This is a genomic window from Geobacillus sp. 47C-IIb, assembly GCF_014679705.1.
Lineage (GTDB): Bacteria > Bacillota > Bacilli > Bacillales > Anoxybacillaceae > Geobacillus > Geobacillus thermodenitrificans.
On the sequence record NZ_CP061473.1, the window covers coordinates 818,791 to 834,865 of the forward strand.

General features: G+C 50.2%; 19 protein-coding genes. 5 read left to right on the plus strand and 14 right to left on the minus strand.

From position 1 onward, the window contains the following. A complete protein-coding gene (locus IC804_RS04130) occupies positions 1-870 on the plus strand; it encodes a hypothetical protein (protein ID WP_011887809.1) in 870 nt (289 codons plus the stop codon). On the opposite strand, the gene IC804_RS04135 is transcribed toward IC804_RS04130, so the two are convergent. From IC804_RS04135 to rpmG, 6 genes are all read right to left on the minus strand, one after another. Next, on the minus strand, positions 867-2,027 hold the full coding sequence (locus IC804_RS04135) for a rhomboid family intramembrane serine protease (protein WP_029760720.1): 1,161 nt from the start codon (positions 2,025-2,027) through the stop codon (positions 867-869). The genes IC804_RS04130 and IC804_RS04135 overlap by 4 nt on opposite strands. An 8-nt stretch (positions 2,028-2,035) precedes the next feature. Continuing rightward, entirely contained in the window at positions 2,036-2,773 is a 738-nt protein-coding gene (locus tag IC804_RS04140; protein ID WP_008879864.1) for an HAD family hydrolase, read from the minus strand. A 7-nt stretch (positions 2,774-2,780) separates the two neighbouring features. Then, positions 2,781-2,960 carry a hypothetical protein gene (locus IC804_RS04145; RefSeq protein ID WP_008879865.1) on the minus strand — a complete coding sequence of 60 codons (180 nt, stop codon included), beginning with the start codon at positions 2,958-2,960 and terminating at the stop codon, positions 2,781-2,783. Positions 2,961-3,035: 75 nt separating this feature from the next. Next, positions 3,036-3,812 (minus strand): DUF92 domain-containing protein, encoded by a 777-nt coding sequence (locus IC804_RS04150; RefSeq protein WP_081157233.1) that lies wholly within the window; start codon positions 3,810-3,812, stop codon positions 3,036-3,038. Then, a complete protein-coding gene (locus IC804_RS04155) occupies positions 3,802-4,371 on the minus strand; it encodes a 5-formyltetrahydrofolate cyclo-ligase (RefSeq protein ID WP_081157234.1) in 570 nt (189 codons plus the stop codon). The genes IC804_RS04150 and IC804_RS04155 overlap by 11 nt, the downstream gene beginning before the upstream one ends. 56 nt (positions 4,372-4,427) lie before the next feature. After that, a complete protein-coding gene (gene rpmG / locus IC804_RS04160; protein WP_008879868.1) occupies positions 4,428-4,577 on the minus strand; it encodes a 50S ribosomal protein L33 in 150 nt (49 codons plus the stop codon). 150 nt (positions 4,578-4,727) lie between these two features. Between rpmG and IC804_RS04165 the strand changes: the two genes are divergently transcribed. Together IC804_RS04165 and IC804_RS04170 are read left to right on the plus strand one after the other, a co-directional pair. After that, a complete protein-coding gene (locus tag IC804_RS04165) occupies positions 4,728-5,078 on the plus strand; it encodes a sigma factor-like helix-turn-helix DNA-binding protein (protein ID WP_011887815.1) in 351 nt (116 codons plus the stop codon). After that, the gene (locus tag IC804_RS04170; RefSeq protein ID WP_011887816.1) at positions 5,075-5,512 is read left to right on the plus strand and encodes an aminodeoxychorismate lyase; all 438 of its coding nucleotides are present in this window, start codon (positions 5,075-5,077) and stop codon (positions 5,510-5,512) included. The genes IC804_RS04165 and IC804_RS04170 overlap by 4 nt, the downstream gene beginning before the upstream one ends. Before the next feature lie 49 nt (positions 5,513-5,561). Here IC804_RS04170 and phoU read toward each other — a convergent pair whose 3' ends face one another. The 8 genes from phoU to sodA all read right to left on the minus strand — a co-directional run bounded on the left by phoU (position 5,562) and on the right by sodA (position 14,435). Then, positions 5,562-6,215, minus strand: a complete 654-nt coding sequence (gene phoU, locus IC804_RS04175; protein ID WP_060476066.1) for a phosphate signaling complex protein PhoU — start codon at positions 6,213-6,215, stop codon at positions 5,562-5,564. Positions 6,216-6,238: 23 nt separating this feature from the next. Beyond that, positions 6,239-7,021, minus strand: a complete 783-nt coding sequence (gene pstB / locus IC804_RS04180; RefSeq protein WP_049756696.1) for a phosphate ABC transporter ATP-binding protein PstB — start codon at positions 7,019-7,021, stop codon at positions 6,239-6,241. A 101-nt stretch (positions 7,022-7,122) separates the two neighbouring features. Then, complete coding sequence (gene pstA / locus IC804_RS04185; RefSeq protein WP_008879873.1) at positions 7,123-7,992, minus strand: phosphate ABC transporter permease PstA; 870 nt, start codon at positions 7,990-7,992, stop codon at positions 7,123-7,125. 3 nt (positions 7,993-7,995) lie between these two features. Continuing rightward, positions 7,996-8,949 (minus strand): phosphate ABC transporter permease subunit PstC, encoded by a 954-nt coding sequence (gene pstC, locus IC804_RS04190; RefSeq protein WP_060476067.1) that lies wholly within the window; start codon positions 8,947-8,949, stop codon positions 7,996-7,998. A gap of 85 nt (positions 8,950-9,034) precedes the next feature. After that, positions 9,035-9,997, minus strand: a complete 963-nt coding sequence (locus IC804_RS04195; protein ID WP_029760714.1) for a PstS family phosphate ABC transporter substrate-binding protein — start codon at positions 9,995-9,997, stop codon at positions 9,035-9,037. A gap of 233 nt (positions 9,998-10,230) precedes the next feature. Further along, positions 10,231-12,330: a peptidoglycan D,D-transpeptidase FtsI family protein gene (locus tag IC804_RS04200; RefSeq protein WP_081157235.1), complete on the minus strand. Its 2,100-nt coding sequence runs from the start codon at positions 12,328-12,330 to the stop codon at positions 10,231-10,233. 77 nt (positions 12,331-12,407) lie between these two features. Continuing rightward, complete coding sequence (locus IC804_RS04205) at positions 12,408-13,700, minus strand: MFS transporter (protein WP_081157236.1); 1,293 nt, start codon at positions 13,698-13,700, stop codon at positions 12,408-12,410. 120 nt (positions 13,701-13,820) lie between these two features. After that, a complete protein-coding gene (gene sodA, locus IC804_RS04210) occupies positions 13,821-14,435 on the minus strand; it encodes a superoxide dismutase SodA (protein WP_008879878.1) in 615 nt (204 codons plus the stop codon). 184 nt (positions 14,436-14,619) lie between these two features. Between sodA and IC804_RS04215 the strand changes: the two genes are divergently transcribed. After that, complete coding sequence (locus IC804_RS04215) at positions 14,620-15,393, plus strand: DUF1189 domain-containing protein (RefSeq protein WP_011887820.1); 774 nt, start codon at positions 14,620-14,622, stop codon at positions 15,391-15,393. 353 nt (positions 15,394-15,746) lie between these two features. Further along, entirely contained in the window at positions 15,747-16,058 is a 312-nt protein-coding gene (locus IC804_RS04220) for a type IV pilus assembly protein FimV (RefSeq protein WP_029760710.1), read from the plus strand. Positions 16,059-16,075: the final 17 nt, after the last annotated feature.

A 16,075-nucleotide genomic window follows, 5' to 3' on the forward strand; every position in this document is an offset into this window, starting at 1 on the left:
ATGAAAAGATGGGTGATCGTTGCCGCGCTGCTTGTCGTCATTATGGCCGTCGCGGCTCCTCTCTTCTCGTGGTGGGAGCGCCATCGCATCGTGGAAACGATCAAATTTTTCCCGCTCGACCGTGAAGCGGTATTCACCGAAGCGAAAACAACGCTTGTGCTCGGCGCCAAAAAAGAGCGCGAACGCTATACGTTGCGCTGGTCAACCACCTCGACGTTAAATCGCCGCGCTTATTTGCGACAAGATATCTCCTTGCTGTTTGCCGATGGCCGATTAATTGATGTGTTATCCAAATGGGAAACGGATGTGGATACGATCCGGATGGAGAAGACGGTGATGACGCATGACAGCCGTTTCTTCCAAGCGATTACGTTCCATCATGGCGAACTGCATAAAGGGGAAGTCATTACGAGCAGCCAGACGATGTCAAGTACGTACTTATATGTCATCGACTCGCCGTACTATCCGCTCACATCGTTCCGGCGGCCGAAAACAGACGACGAGCGCGAATGGCAGCGCGTCTTAAACAAAGCGGCCAACGAGTTTCTCCGTCATAAAGCAGACGAGTTGCTAGATTATTTTTCCTTATCCAAAGACGACTATTACGCTCTTTATTTGCCAGAGTTGGTTGCCTATACGGAACAGCCGCTGCCCGGCTTATCGACAGCAAAAACGCAAACGATGATCGGCCGTCTATGGGAAGGGTTATACAAGTCGTATGTGCTAGGCATAAAAAAAGAGGATGGTTCCATCCTCTCGCCAATCGGCAGCACGATGCCACTCATTTTGATTCAAAAAGATTATCGTAGAATCCTCATCTTGCTAGAGGCGAAAAACGACGAAAAAGTGATGCTTATCCAAGTCCCTTAGCGAAAACCAAGCCATAAACCGGCGGCGGCCAACAACGCGGCAACAACCAACGCCTTCATCTGTCTTCCCCAAGCGGCACGCTTCGGTAAATGGACAGCGCCCGCGGCCAAAAAGCCACCGACTAGTCCACCGATATGGCCGGCGTTATCAATGCCAGGGACAAGCAGACCAAACAGTAAGTTCACAACAATTAAGCTGATTACGTTCATCCCCATTGTGCGAAAAAACAAGTGCCGATATACCGTACCGAAATAAAGAAGCGCCCCAAACAATCCAAAAATGGCGCCAGACGCCCCGGCAGAGATAGAAGGGGTAAACAAAAAACTCGCTAACGTCCCAAAAAAGCCGGCTGTTGTATAAATGAGCAAAAATCGAAGCGAACCATACAGCCGTTCAACCGTTATTCCTAAATAATATAAAGCGAACGTGTTGGTCAGCAAATGCAAAAACCCGATATGTAAAAACATCGGCGTTAAAAAGCGCCACCATTCCCCCATTTCAATGAGCGGGTTAAACTTAGCGCCATAACGGATTAAGACGCTCGGGTCCGTGCTGCCGCCGCTCCATTCGAGAATGAGAAACATCACCACTTGCACGACGATCAACAGCCTTGTGAACAAGGGCTTGCCGTATTCAAAAATGCGGCGTTCTTCTTCCTGCTCACGGCGCCATTCCGTTAGCACTTCATATTTCAAACGCTCGGCGGTGGCAAACGGGTCGGCTCCCTCCGTGAGCGGCTCCGGTCGGATCGTGGCGCCGGTCATGTCCGCAAGGCGCGGCAACATCTCAGCTGTGTTGCTGCTATGAATGAGAAGCGTATGAAACGCGCCATCCGCTGGCTCGGAAAGTGGAAGCGGTTCATCTACAAGAAATTCCCAATCGTCGACCGGCGGATACGCCATCACATATACATTGACGACATGGCCTCCTTTGCCGATTTTTCGTCCATTCATTTGCCGGACAAATTGCCATGTATACTCGATATCGAGGCGCAGCGACCGGCTCCAATCAAAATCGGCGCGCACAAGACGGACAATCGTCGGACGCCGCCAGTGGCCCGATTCAAGCCATATTTCATCGCCGCGCTCAGACATCTGTGCGATGCGGTAGCCGCTATGGATTAAAAGACGAACAAGCTGCCAAAACAATACATCCATCGTTCCGATCACGTTCTCCTCTCCCTTTCTCCGACGAGGCCAAGCCCATTGAGCAGCAAGGCGGTCAATTCGCCGACCGTCCGGCACACTGGGACGGACGAGCCGGTGGGAGCCGGTTGCCGCGGTCGAAAATACACAGCCTCCCAACCGGCGCCAAGCGCTCCCTCTACATCCAATTTCCACGAGTCGCCGACATATACCGGCTGCTTGGACGGTTGCTTGTTTCTAGCATAGTGAAAAATCGCCGCCTCCGGTTTTTTATACCCAACTTCTTCAGAAATAATCACGGCATCGCCGCGGAAAAAGTTATGAAGACCGCAGGAGGCCAGTTTCCCGCGCTGAATGGCACCGCTGCCGTTCGTAATAACCCCCAGAGGCACGTTGGCTGCGCGCAATTGGCAAAGCAAATCGGTTATGCCCGGCAAGGCGACAGCAAACCGGCTGACTACCCCGTCAAAATACGTGTGAAACCGGTCGGCCATCTCCTCGTCCGCTTCGATTTGGCAGGCGCGCGCCGCATCGAGAAAGCGGAGCCGACGGTAAGCACGACGCGTCAACGCTCCGGCTTCGTAGTCGGCCCAATATCGGTCGCACGCCTCTTTGAAAATGGGAAACCAAACGGAAAACGAAACGGGAGCAGCCGGAAAAAAGCGATGAAAACAATGGCGGATGGCGGCGCAAAACGTCTGCTCATAGTCAATGAGCGTCTCATCCACATCAAACCAAACGGCTTCCCACCGTTTCATCGCTGCCTCACGGGCGCAACATTTGCGAGACAAGAGCACCGCGTACCGCAGGAATGTTGAGCGCAAACCGGATGAGCTGTTTTCGCAGCGACGGAATGCGCAATGCCCAGTCGGCCATCCGGTAACGGTAACGGTAGGCAAGCCATCCGACAGCAACAACCAATAGTGAATACGCCCATTTGTTCATTGGTGCTCCCCCTTCATCATATGATACGTTCGTTATTCTTTTTCCCTTTTTCTCCTTAATTATGAAGCGCATTCATCAGCGCACGAACACGAACGCAGCGGCGAGCACCGCGCCAATGATCGACAACGCGTTGACTGCATCGTTGTCAAGCCAACGCCATCCTTTCACATGGATCGTCCTTTGCCCACAATGCCATTTCCGTTCTGTGGCTGCCCCACATACCAGGCAGCGGTAGGCGGACTGCCAAGCGGCACCAAGCCATGTGTCCAGCCAGCTGCCGAACCAGCCGAACAACGCAATCGTTAAAAATGGCGTAGTATGCAGGAAATGTGCACCGGCAGCAGCGATGAACAGCGCCCCAGCGAGGGAAGCAACCGTGCCAAGGAGCGTCACCGCTCCCGAAGTGCCAGCTTCCACCGGCTGAAAGCTCGGCCATGCCCGCGGCGGCCGTCGGCTCAAGGCGCCGATTTCCGATGCCCACGTGTCAGCGTTCGCTGCTGCGACGGCAACAACGAACAGCTCATTCCATACCGGATCAGGACGTAACAGCGCCAACAGCGCCAAAACAGCTGGCACTCCGCCGTTGGCAAGCACCTGGACAGCATCACGCCGCCCACCTTTGGCCAATTTTCCAGCCATCTTTGCTTTTTTCCTCTTCCCGGCGTTGCTAAAGAAGCTGGAGCTGGCAAAAAAGAGCCCTAACAACCATAATCCGCCCCAAGAAAAGCCGCATCCGACCAGCGTGCCGACGACAACGGTCGCCGCTGCCCCTGAGACAGACAGCGACCGCAATAGCCATCCGCCACCAGCTGCGATGACAGAGGCAGCCGCATACCACCATTCATGGCTCACAATGAATAACCCCTTGATCAGTAATCATAAACTCGACCGGCACATCGTGATCCTCGACAGGAATGTCTTCAACCACTTGAAACGAATAGGCGAGCGCCGCGGTCGTCGCCGTTATCCCCTGCAAATACCGGTCGTAATACCCGCCCCCATAGCCGATTCGGTAGCCGGTTTTCGTGAAACATACGCCCGGAACGATGATGAGATCAAACTCATCGCGGCCGAGCGCCGTTGTTTGTTCTTCGATCGGCTCGAGCAATCCGGCATACGCCTTCTCAAGTTGGGCGAACGATGCAATTTGCCGGAACGTCATCGTTTTTGTCATTGGATTGCATTTTGGCACACCGACCGTTTTTCCTTCTTGCCAAGCTCGTTCGATGATCGGCACAGTGTCCACTTCCGTCTCTTTTGCTATCGTGATGGCAACGACTTTGGCCTCTTGCCATTGCCGCCACCGGTATAAATAAGCAGCAATTTGCCGATCATATGCCTGTTTCTCGGCGGGTGAAAGCTGCCGAAGGCGATCAACCATCCGGCGGCGCAGTTCCCGTTTGCAATCCATCGTCTTCCCCCTTTTCAGCATAAAGATAAAAGCAGCAGGAATGATCTTCCTACTGCTTACTTCGTTTCACGGTGCAACGTGACTTTGCGATCCCGCGGGCAATATTTTTTCAGCTCAAGACGCTCTGGATTGTTGCGTTTATTTTTGGACGAAATGTAATTGCGTTCGCCGCATTCTGTGCATGCTAATGTAATGTTCACGCGCATCTTTTTCCCTCCAAACGTGCTTTATATAATCAGACCTTTCTATGATAGCATTTTTTTGTGGTGATTTCCACCTCTAAATTTTATCTTTTTCAATAAGACTGGCCACAAACAAAGATTGATATGATATAGTGAAAAAAGGAGGGATGGACAATGGTAGAATACGCAGTCATCGCTTTAGCGGTCTTATCGATTCTTTTGCTCATCATCTCGTTTTTTGCCAAAGACGAATTAAAACCGCTCGAAGAACAAATCGAGCAGTTGACCGTTTCGCTCGCCCAAGAAACGTACCAAATGAAAAAGCGACTGCAAGTCATTGAAGAAGAGCTGCTTATCCCCGAGCGCCGGCGTTCAGCTTCACCTCGCCGTGGCGGAGCATTATCGGCGACCGATCGACGCGTCTTGCTTTTACATAAACAAGGGTTTCCTCTCGATGAGATCGCGCAAGAAACCGGCTTGACTGTTCCTGAAGTCGAGCGGACGATAAGGAGATTGCAGCGATGAGAAAGCGGACGATACGTTCTTTCGCCTTTGGCTTGCTTGTTTCGACGTCGATTATCGGCGCCGCATATTACACTTCCCCTCCGCCTGAGTCGACCGATGTGGACGTCAAGGCGTACCTTCAACAACATGAGCTCGTCGCTGTTACGAAGGACGAATACGACAAGCTCTTAAGCACCCAATCGAAGGCGTCGGTCGAGCAGCCGCCGAAACAATCGGTGCAAACCGTTTATGTGTACCGCCTTGTGATTGAAAAAGGGGATACGCCGGAAACGTTCGCCAAAGAGCTTGAGGCTGCCCACATCATCGACAGCGCTCGCTCGTTCAATGACTATTTGCAGAAGCGTGGGCTGGCGCATTTGATCCGCCCCGGCGCCTACAATGTGCGCAGCGATATGGATTATGCGGCGATCAGCCGCCTCATTACCAGCCCATAATTCAGCCAAAAGGAGGCGCCTACCAGGACGCCTCCTTACATTTATACTGTCAGTCATTCAAGTCGTAATGCTTCCCTTTGACAAGGTAAATGAGATGTTCAGCAATATTGGTCGCATGATCCGCCGTCCGCTCCATATATCGAGCGACGAGGGCAAGCACGTTCATTTGCGCCAGCGCCTCTTTGTCCGTTTTCTCCATCTCAAGCAACGACTTCATCAGTTCTCCGTACTGTTCATCGACTTGATGGTCCATATCGGCAATTTGTGCAGCCAACGACACATCTTCCTGATCGTACGCAGCAATCACCGTCGATACCATGTCTGTGGCCAGGCGATGCATCAACACGAACGGGCGAATATCAATCACAAACGGCTGGCCGCCGATGCGGATGCATGCCTTAGCGATATTCACAGCAAAATCGGCGATTCGTTCGATATCGCTCGCGATTTTGATTGCGGCGACGATACGGCGCAAATCAGTCGCGACCGGCTGCTGTTTCGCAATGAGCCATAATGCGAAATCATTCACTTCCTCCTCGAACTTATCAATTGAACCGTCTCCGTCAATAACCGCCATCGCCAACTTTTTGTTTTGCGTTTGAAACGATTCAATCGCCTGTTGCAGTGCCACTTCTGTTAACCGTCCCATTTCGATCAGCTTGTTATGCAACGCCCGTAAATCATCAGCAAACGTTTCACGCATTTCTTTGCTTGCCTCCTTTGTTTTTACCCGAAACGGCCGGTAATGTAATCTTCCGTACGCCGGTCGGCAGGATTCGAAAACAGCTTGCTCGTCTCTGCGTACTCAATCACTTCCCCGTTCAAGAAAAATGCTGTTTTGTCTGAAATGCGCGCCGCCTGCTGCATGTTATGGGTCACAATAATAATGCTGTATTGTTTTTTCAATTCTTGGATAAGTTCTTCGATTTTTAGCGTCGAAATCGGGTCGAGCGCCGAAGTCGGCTCATCCATTAAAATGACGTCCGGTTCGATTGCCAAACAGCGGGCGATGCACAGGCGTTGCTGCTGCCCTCCAGATAAACCGTAAGCATGATCGCGAAGCCGGTCTTTTACCTCATCCCAAAGCGCCGCCCCGCGCAAGCTTTTTTCGACAATTTCATCGAGCACTTTTTTATTGCGGATGCCGTGAATACGAGGACCGTAAGCAATATTGTCGTAAATCGATTTCGGAAACGGGTTTGGCTTTTGAAACACCATGCCGATTTGTGTCCGCAGCTGTTCGACTGGATAGGACGGATCAAAAATATTGCGCCCGCGGTAGGCAAGATGGCCGGCGATGCGGACGTTCGGCACGAGTTCAACCATTCGGTTCAACGTTTTAATATAGGTCGATTTTCCGCATCCCGATGGCCCGATAATCGCTGTCACTTTATTTTCGTAAATCGTTAAATGAATATGTTTTAGCGCATGGTGCTCTCCATACCATAAATTCAAATCTTTCGTCTCGTACACGACTCCTTTCGCTTCGCCACTCTCGGCCGTCGGCATCGCCGCGGTTGATCCGACAGTCAGGGGAGCAACCTTTGTTTCTTTTGTTTTTGTTGCCATCATCTTATCGGTCTCCTTTCGCTCATTTCCCGTTCATGAAATTAAAATCGCTTTTGAAATTTGTTGCGAATCAACACTGCGACCGAATTCATCATAATGAGAAAGCCGAGCAAGACGACAATTCCTGCGGCTGCCACATGTTGAAATTCTTCCTGCGGCCGCCCTGTCCAGTTATAAATTTGCAGCGGCATAACGGTAAACGTGTCTAACACGCCGCTCGGCAGGTAGGCGATAAACGTCGGAATTCCGAGCACCACAAGCGGTGCGGTTTCCCCGACAGCACGGGAAAGCGCCAAAATAGCCCCCGTCAGCATCCCTGGCAGCGCCGCTGGCAGCACAACCCGGCAAATCGTTTGCCATTTCGTCGCTCCCATGGCATATGAAGCTTCCCGCAACTGCTGAGGAACCGCACGGATCGCCTCTTGGGCAGCGACGACGATCACTGGGAAAACGAGTAAACTCATGGTCAATCCGGCAGCGAGAACACTGCGCCCAAGCCCGAGCTCACGGACGAAAATCGTCAATCCGAGCAAACCAAATACAATCGACGGTACACCGGTCAGATTGGAAATATTCGTTTGAATAAAAGCGGTAAATCGGTTTTTGAGCGCGTATTCTTCCAAGTAAATGGCGGTTCCGACTCCTAAAATAAACGAAACCGGTGCAACGATCATCATCAGCCAAAGAGAGCCGATCAGTCCGGACTTCATCCCAGCCTCTTCCGGCCGACGTGAAGGAAAGTTGTTTAAAAAATCACCATCCAGCCAGCCAATCGCCTGCATAACGACATGGGATAATAACAACATAAGAGCAATTAACCCCAAAACGGTTGCGAAAAAGAAAATGGCTTGCAAGATGGCGTTTTGCACCAGCCTTCCTTTCATCCTCTTCGAAACGAGCAGTTTATCCATTTTTTAATACTCCTCCCTAAACCGACGGGAAATGTATTGCGCTAATACATTCATCACCAATGTAAAAAGAAAGAGTGTCATCCCGACCGCGTAAATGCTGTAATAAATCGTTGTCCCGTAGCCGGCGTCGCCCGTTGTCACCTGGACGATATAAGCCGTCAATGTTTGAATCGACTTCGTGACATCAAACGTAAATTCCGGCGACGATCCGCCGGCTACCGCGACGATCATCGTTTCACCAACCGCCCGGGAAATGCCTAAAATCACTGAAGCGATCACTCCCGAAGCAGCGGCAGGAAGCACGACCTTAAGCGCCACTTCGAGCTTTGTCGCGCCAAGCGCAAGAGCGCCTTCGCGAATCGAATTCGGCACGGCACTCATCGCGTCCTCCGACAGCGAGGCAATCATCGGAATGATCATAATCCCCATCACAAGTCCCGGACTGAGCGCATTAAAAATCTCTAGGTCTGGAATGACGTTTTGCAATAACGGCGTTACGATCGTCAGGGCAAAAAAGCCGTAAACGATGGTCGGAATGCCCGCAAGCACTTCGAGTGCCGGTTTGATGATTCGCCGCGTCCGCTCCGATGCGTACTCGCTCAAGTAAATGGCCGAAGCGAGCCCAATCGGAACAGCAAAAAGCATAGCGATACCGGTTGTCAGCAACGTGCCGGTCACAAGCGGAGCCACCCCGAACGATCCGTGTTCCTCGTTCCACGGAAGCCACTCTTTGCTCGTGACAAACTCAACGATCGATACCCAGCGGAAAAATTCGATTGTCTCAAAAAGAAGGGTAAACAAAATACCAAGCGTCACGAGCACGGAGAGTGCCGCCAATGTAAAAAGGAGCTTGGGCGCGATCTTTTCCATCCTTTTCGGCCAATGTTGCCGCCTTTGATTTTCGACAATCATCTCCCGCACCGAGAACGGCTGTTCTTGATTCGTTGGAATCCCCATAAATCGAAAACTCCTTTCCGACATATTCCAACCGCAGTCACAAGTCTAGGCCGACAGACATCCGTTGTCGCCGGCCTAACGAAACTTATTTCAACCCTTGCAACGTTTCAAGTTGTTCCTTATACTTTTCCTCCGGCAGGCGGACATAACCGACTTCTTCGGCTAAATCCCCAGCTGTTTCCAACAAGAACTCCATGTAATCATACACTTGCGGTTTTTCTTTCAAAGATTTGACGTTCACATACGTAAATAGCGGACGCGAAAGCGGAGTATATTTTCCCGTCTCAATCGTCTCGTTCGTTGGCTCGATCGGACCGTTGCCGGCATCGATTGGCACAATCTTCAGCTTATCTTTATTTTCCAAGTAATACGCATAGCCGAAGTAACCAATCGCGTATCGATCCCCTTCGACTCCACGAACGAGGATATTATCGTCCTCAGAAAGTTGAGCGGTTTTGACCATTTCTTTTCCTTCAAGAATCACTTCATCAAAGTAGTCGTACGTTCCGGAATCATGACCAGGCGAGAAAAATTGAATTTCCTCATCCGGCCATCCCGAGCGGATATCCGACCATTTTTTCTCCTTGCCGTCTTCCGTCCACATTTTTTTCAGCTCATCTACCGTCAAGTAGTCAACCCAGTCGTTTTCTTTATTGACAACGACAGAAAGCCCATCATAAGCGAGTTGAAACTCTTGAAATTCGATGTCGTTGGCAGCGGCTGCTTGTTTCTCTTCCTCTTTGATCGGACGGGAAGCGTTTGAAAAATCGCTTTCCCCTTTGCTGAATTTTTCAAATCCACCGCCCGTTCCCGACATGCCGACAGACACTTTCACATTCGGCTGTTCAGCCATATATTCTTCAGCGGCTGCCTCCGCAATCGGATAGACAGTCGAAGAGCCATCCATGATTACTTCGCCTGACAGTTCCGATGCAGACTCACCTTCGGCATCATTTCCCCCTGCTTTGTTCCCTCCGCCACAGGCGGCAACGAACACCATCATCCCGCTGAGCACACCGGACAACATGAGCCGTTTCCATTTGTTCATCGTTTTTCCCCCTACACCATTCGTTTTCTCTTACATGTCCTATCATAAGTGAAGGCTATTAACGAGGTTTAAACGGAATGTTAAGATTATATAAACTCCAATCGTTTTCATCAGATCGGTTCCCCTCCTTAATACCTCCCCATTCGCCCATGTTCTAATGCTCTTTCGCCGAGCAAGAAAATAAAAAAAGCCGATTCGACCGGAAAATCTCCTGATCGAATCAGCTTCAATGGTCATTGTTCGTTTGTCTCTGCATCAGTAGCCGTCGTTTCCCCAGCCGTTCGTTTCGCCTTCAAGTCAAAATAAGCATCTAAAATGCGACGGCCGATCCGGTTGTTAATGCCATCGCTATCCCCCTGCGTCGCCCATGGGACAACGATAGCGAACGATACTTGCGGGTCGTTATACGGTGCATAGCCGACGAGTGTCAAATTGTATGTCGGATCATTGCGTCGGCTTTTAATCGGCCCATCATAAAACGCTTCGGCCGTCCCTGTTTTACCGGCTGGCTTGTACGAAGCATTGGCGAAATACGAATACGCCGTTCCGCCCGGCTCTTGCATGACACGGCGGAATCCTTCCTGCACACGTTGAATGTATTCAGTCTTCATATCAACGCGGTTTAAGACGACCGGCTCAAACTGTTGAATAGTCCGGCCAGGCGTTTTTCCGTCAATGGACGGATCGCGGATTTCTTTGACAAGGAGCGGCTTCATCCGGTAGCCGCCGTTGGCGATCGTTGAGACGTATTGTGCCAACTGCATTGGCGTATACATGTCATACTGACCGATCGACAAGTCAAGCAAAAACCCGCCGAGCGTACTTTGGCCTTGGAAACCGCCCAATTCGTTCGGCAAATCGATGCCGGTTTTCACGCCCAAGCCGAATTGGCTGAAATAATGGCGAATCGTCGTAAATGCATCTGGATTGATCTTAAGCGATTGATTCGGACGGTATGTACCGCCGCCAATAGCGATCGCTGTTTTAAACATATAAACGTTCGATGACTGCTTGAGCGCCGTCAGTTCGTTAATCGTCCCCATCGTCTTCCAAGATTTTTTAACTGGAGTTCCCTTAATATGCAGCGGCTCATCCCGAATATACGTATTCGGATGGAGCACTCCCGTTTGGAAGCCGGTGAGGACAGTCGCCCCTTTCACCGCCGAGCCCATCGCATAGGCGGATGTAATGTTGCCGATAGCAAAATCGACAAACTCGCCGTCTTGAAGCATTTTTCCGGCCATCGCCAGCACTTCGCCCGTTTTCGGGTTCATCATGACGACAAACGCCCGGTCCAATAGCGGCGAACGGCCTTTTCGCTTCGTCGCCAAAATCTCTTCTTGGATAATTTGTTCCACTTTTTGCTGCAGCTCGGCGTCGATCGTCAAGACGAGATCTTTGCCGCGCTCGCCGGGATACACTTGTTCGACCGATATGACATGGCCCGATTTGTCGACGACATTTTTAATTTTGGCCTTTTTGCCGTGCAGCACTTCTTCATACTGCATCTCCAAGTAGCTTTTGCCGACGCGGTCGTTGCGACTGTAATCGCGGGCTAAAAAGTGGTCGAGCCGCTCGCGCGGGACGCCCTCATCTTCTTCTGTCACGCTTCCGAGCACAGAGCGAAACGTGTTGTCATAGATGTACTTCCGCTCCCAGTCAACGGTAGTGTTGACACCAGGCAGCTCGCTCAAATGCTCACTGACGACCGCATATTCGCGGTCAGTCACCCCTTTGCTTTTCACTATTTGCGGCGTCAGCGCATAACCGCTTTCCATCTCATGCTTAATGGCGATCACTTCAAGTTCTGCTTTGGAAATTTGCTCTAGATCTTGCTTCGTAATGCGATCGAGCGTCCACTCATACACTTTTTTGTCGATCTCTTTTTGCGTCAACCCTTGATCAGCGAGCGCTTTTCGTTCTCGTTCGCTCACTTTCTTTTTCGCCTCGTCTGGGTGAGTCAAAATCCAATAGTCTTTCATATCGCGCTCGGTCACTTTTTCTTCTGCATCTGGAATATCGATATATTGGGCGAGCTTTTTCGCCACTTCCAATATTTCTTCCGGTTGGGTCGTTTTTGAGCGCGTGTACGTAATCGCTTTTTGCGGCGTATTATCGACGATCACCTGGCCGAACCGATCGTAAATTTTGCCGCGTGGCACCGGCGTGCTGACAATCTGATCCTGCGTCCGTTCCACTTCGCGGCGGTAATCCTCCCCATACACAATTTGCACGACGCCCAAGCGTAAAATCAGCGCCGAAAACAATAAAAAGACAAAGAAAAACAAAATGTTTAAACGAATCGGTACTTGCGCCCGCTTTTTCCGTTTCATCCCCCAGTCCTCCTTTCCCTCTCCCTATTGTAAAAGAAAAAGGCAGGCATGGCTAGGGAAAAACATGGGCAACCCTTTTACCCCGACGGACCGCCCCGTTCGCCGGCCAGTTTCGTCCGAAGCAGAAGCGGCTCTTGTCGATCCCGCTCCGGGTGGCCATCCGTGAAGCGAATGCGACGGACAAACCAGTAAATCACCAAATGTCCAGCCCCACACACAAACATGAGAACGCGAATGCCGATCTTTTCCCCGAAGAGTGCCATTGCCGCTAAAAAGGCTAAAATCGATGCCACCCTCCCAACGTTCAAAAACAGCTCGCGGACGACAATGTACTCAACACGCGCTTCTGCTGATTTCCAACTTTTACCTATCACATCAAACGTTAACGATGAATACGGAACGAGCAAAAGCGGGTAAGCGATGGCGATCGTGGCAGCATAAATAATCAAGCGGGGGTAAGACGGCTGAAAGACAATAAGAAAAATGGCTGCATATAGCAACAGTCCACCTAATAAAATGGCTTTCATCCGATATTCCCGTTTCATCAGCCGGGAAACCGCATAATAGGCGACAAACGATGTAAATGAATTGACGAGCCCATACTTGCCAAGCGCCCATTCGCTGTTCGAGGTGACATACACCAACACCGAAATGACGAACACAAACGAACCTTCACGCAATCCTTGAAAAAAGTGCGCATTCGTAATGAGCCGCCAGTTCCGGTTTTTATTGCGTTCCTTTAAAATGCGAACAAATAAATATTTTCCCGTCGCTGTGCGACGTTTGAGAAAGAAGCTGAGCAGTACAGCGATAATAAACAAGCCAAGTGACAGCGAGAAAACGAGCGTATACCCTTTCAGACCGGCGAGCGATGAGATCATATAACCGGCGGCAATCGGTCCGATCATGCCGGCTGATGATGTCAGCACTCCGAAGAAACCGTTAAAAAAGTCGCGCGTCTCCGGTTCCGTAATTTCAAATGTCAACACGTTAAACGCCAGCCAATAAAAGCCATAGCCGATCCCCAACAGTGCGCCGAGAAAGAGCAAATATTGATGGGCGCGAGAACCAACAAGCAAAACGGTGACAAAAAAAACGGCTAAACACGACACCCCAAGCCGTAGGATGAGAATGCGGTCGATCTGTTTCGCCAGCCGGCCGGCGAATATAAACGTCAGCGGCTGCATGATGACGACCGCCAAATTATACAGCGCCAAGTCTCGAAAATCACCGGTCTGTTTCCATAGATAAATGTTGACAAACGTATTTGACAGCGATACAGCAAGCGAATAAAACCCACCGATAAAAAGAAGCAGCAGCAAATCACGGTCCACCCGTTCTTGGCCAGTCAATTTTTCAAATAATGACATCGCAAACTCCCCTTTTCATCTATCCGGTAGTGTGACCATTTCCGCTGCTGCTATGCACTTTTAAGTTAATGAAAAAAACGGGGCGACTCATTCGCCCCGCTTTTTTCATCGTGGATCTACTTATTTTGCTTTCGCTTCGCTGTATCGTTTCGCTACTTCGTCCCAGTTGACGACGTTCCAGAACGCCGCGATGTATTCCGGACGACGGTTTTGATATTTCAGGTAGTAAGCATGCTCCCAAACGTCCAAACCGAGGATCGGCGTTTTGCCTTCCATGATCGGCGAGTCTTGGTTCGGCGTGCTCGTAATTTCCAGCTCGCCGTTGTTGACGACAAGCCATGCCCAGCCGGAACCAAAACGGCCAGCAGCTGCTTTCGAAAACTCGTCTTTAAACGCCGCAAAGCTGCCGAATTTTTTGTTGATGGCTTCAGCCAGTTCGCCTGTCGGCTCACCACCGCCGTTTGGAGACAAAATCGTCCAGAACAGCGAATGGTTCGCATGGCCGCCGCCGTTGTTGCGCACTGCAGTGCGAATGCTTTCAGGAAGGGCTTCCAAATTGCTGAGCAATTCTTCAAGCGATTTGTTTTGCAAATCAGCGTGTCCTTCAAGCGCTGCATTTAAGTTCGTCACGTACGTGTTATGATGCTTCGTGTGGTGAATGGTCATCGTTTCTTTGTCGATATGCGGCTCGAGCGCATCGTACGCATACGGCAATGCCGGCAGTTCAAATGGCATGCAAATCTCCTCCTTTTGTTATGTAATGCGGACGTAGTGCCGTCCATGTAAAATTAGCTTACCAAAATTACCACAATGTTTCAATGAATTTGCTTGTCTGCTGATGGCCGAAAGCACTCACAGTTGAATTCCCTTTTCTCAACATATACAATGGAAAATGGAGAAAAGGAAAGGTGTGGCCATGATGAACGTATTTGTCCAATTATGGAAAAGTCTGTATTCCCCAAAAGATATCGCTCGTTTTCGATTTCAAGGGATTGGAAAAACAATTGGCTATTTGTTTTTACTGACGCTTTTATCCGTTCTTCCGACTTTTTACTATGCTTCGACGTCACTAGCCGAGAGCATTCGCACAACGAGCGCTTTGCTGCGTAACGACCTCCCACCCTTTTCGATTGAAAACGGGGAGCTTCAGTCAGCAGCAACCGAACCGATCCATATTGACCAAGGCGGGTTTACAATCATTTTTGACAGCACGGGTGAAGTGACGAGAGAGGAAGTAGAGCGATTTCCAAACGCCATCGCTTTGTTGAAACATGAAGCTGTGCTCGTCGCCAGCCACCAAGCGCAGCATTACAGCTATGCGACTTTTCCCGACGTGACCATCACTGATGAAGATGTGCATACGTTTATCACCAGCTTGCAGTCACTTCTCCCCGTGCTTATTCCACTTTTCGGTCTTGTCTTATACGTGCTCGCCTGTTTGGGGAAATTCATCGGTGTGTGCGTATTCGCCTTGTTCGGTCTCCTTTTTGCCGGCATGTTAGACAAAAAGCTTCGCTACCGCCATACATGGATCATGGCAGCTTACGCCATTACGTTGTCGACCATCTTTTTTACTTTGATGGAAACTGTTCAAACGATCGTGCCTTACAGCACATTTATTCATTGGTTCGTTTCGCTCGCTGTCCTCTTTTTGGCCATTAAGGAAGTGCCAGCCGCGCGGGCGAACAGTTAGCCGCCAAGCCTATCCTTGGCGGCTTTTTTATCCGTCCATTTCAAACTGTGCGATACCTTTCCCCCCACCATTTGACCGAGCCCAACGATCTTAATCCGATCTACGCATCGTCTCACGTTTCGCTTTTACATACAACATCGCGCTAACCGTCCCGACTGAGGAGAGCCAAATACTGACAAATAAACTCATTAGCTCATCTTTCCGAATGATTGCCTCATGACTGTCCTCGTCTCCTCTTCCATTATGTCAATCCATCTCAACGCCGCCTGAACATTTTGTAACGTTTTACGGAATAGCTCTCATATTTTGAACGGACAAGCATACATTTCATAAAAAAAGCGTTGGGGGATACAATGAAAAAGTGGTTTCTGTTGCTTATCGTCTTCCTTGTTGGCTATATTGCGTACAAAGATTTAACGGTCGGAACACTTCCAGTGTCATCGAAACCTCTGGCTGTTCAAGAGAGGACAAGCATCCCCGCCTATAAGATGGTCAAAATCAAAGCCGGCGACACGCTCTTATCGATTGCCGAACGCGAACAGCAAGGGCCGATCCCCGTTTCCATTGAGACATTGATTCGCGACTTTGAAAGGCTAAATCCTGAAGCAAAAGCAAATGCTCTTCAAATCGGGAAAACATACAAAATTCCGATATACGAAAAATAAACGTGGCGAATTTCTTG

Bases quoted from the DNA above. Each gene is read 5' to 3' on its own strand.
- IC804_RS04130 (WP_011887809.1), top strand. From the start codon at position 1: ATGAAAAGATGGGTGATCGTTGCCGCGCTGCTTGTCGTCATTATGGCC.
- IC804_RS04135 (WP_029760720.1), bottom strand. From the start codon at position 2,027: ATGGATGTATTGTTTTGGCAGCTTGTTCGTCTTTTAATCCATAGCGGC.
- IC804_RS04140 (WP_008879864.1), bottom strand. From the start codon at position 2,773: ATGAAACGGTGGGAAGCCGTTTGGTTTGATGTGGATGAGACGCTCATT.
- IC804_RS04145 (WP_008879865.1), bottom strand. From the start codon at position 2,960: ATGAACAAATGGGCGTATTCACTATTGGTTGTTGCTGTCGGATGGCTT.
- IC804_RS04155 (WP_081157234.1), bottom strand. From the start codon at position 4,371: ATGGATTGCAAACGGGAACTGCGCCGCCGGATGGTTGATCGCCTTCGG.
- rpmG (WP_008879868.1), bottom strand. From the start codon at position 4,577: ATGCGCGTGAACATTACATTAGCATGCACAGAATGCGGCGAACGCAAT.
- IC804_RS04165 (WP_011887815.1), top strand. From the start codon at position 4,728: ATGGTAGAATACGCAGTCATCGCTTTAGCGGTCTTATCGATTCTTTTG.
- IC804_RS04170 (WP_011887816.1), top strand. From the start codon at position 5,075: ATGAGAAAGCGGACGATACGTTCTTTCGCCTTTGGCTTGCTTGTTTCG.
- phoU (WP_060476066.1), bottom strand. From the start codon at position 6,215: ATGCGTGAAACGTTTGCTGATGATTTACGGGCGTTGCATAACAAGCTG.
- pstB (WP_049756696.1), bottom strand. From the start codon at position 7,021: ATGCCGACGGCCGAGAGTGGCGAAGCGAAAGGAGTCGTGTACGAGACG.
- pstA (WP_008879873.1), bottom strand. From the start codon at position 7,992: ATGGATAAACTGCTCGTTTCGAAGAGGATGAAAGGAAGGCTGGTGCAA.
- pstC (WP_060476067.1), bottom strand. From the start codon at position 8,949: ATGGGGATTCCAACGAATCAAGAACAGCCGTTCTCGGTGCGGGAGATG.
- IC804_RS04195 (WP_029760714.1), bottom strand. From the start codon at position 9,997: ATGAACAAATGGAAACGGCTCATGTTGTCCGGTGTGCTCAGCGGGATG.
- IC804_RS04200 (WP_081157235.1), bottom strand. From the start codon at position 12,330: ATGAAACGGAAAAAGCGGGCGCAAGTACCGATTCGTTTAAACATTTTG.
- IC804_RS04205 (WP_081157236.1), bottom strand. From the start codon at position 13,700: ATGTCATTATTTGAAAAATTGACTGGCCAAGAACGGGTGGACCGTGAT.
- sodA (WP_008879878.1), bottom strand. From the start codon at position 14,435: ATGCCATTTGAACTGCCGGCATTGCCGTATGCGTACGATGCGCTCGAG.
- IC804_RS04215 (WP_011887820.1), top strand. From the start codon at position 14,620: ATGAACGTATTTGTCCAATTATGGAAAAGTCTGTATTCCCCAAAAGAT.
- IC804_RS04220 (WP_029760710.1), top strand. From the start codon at position 15,747: ATGAAAAAGTGGTTTCTGTTGCTTATCGTCTTCCTTGTTGGCTATATT.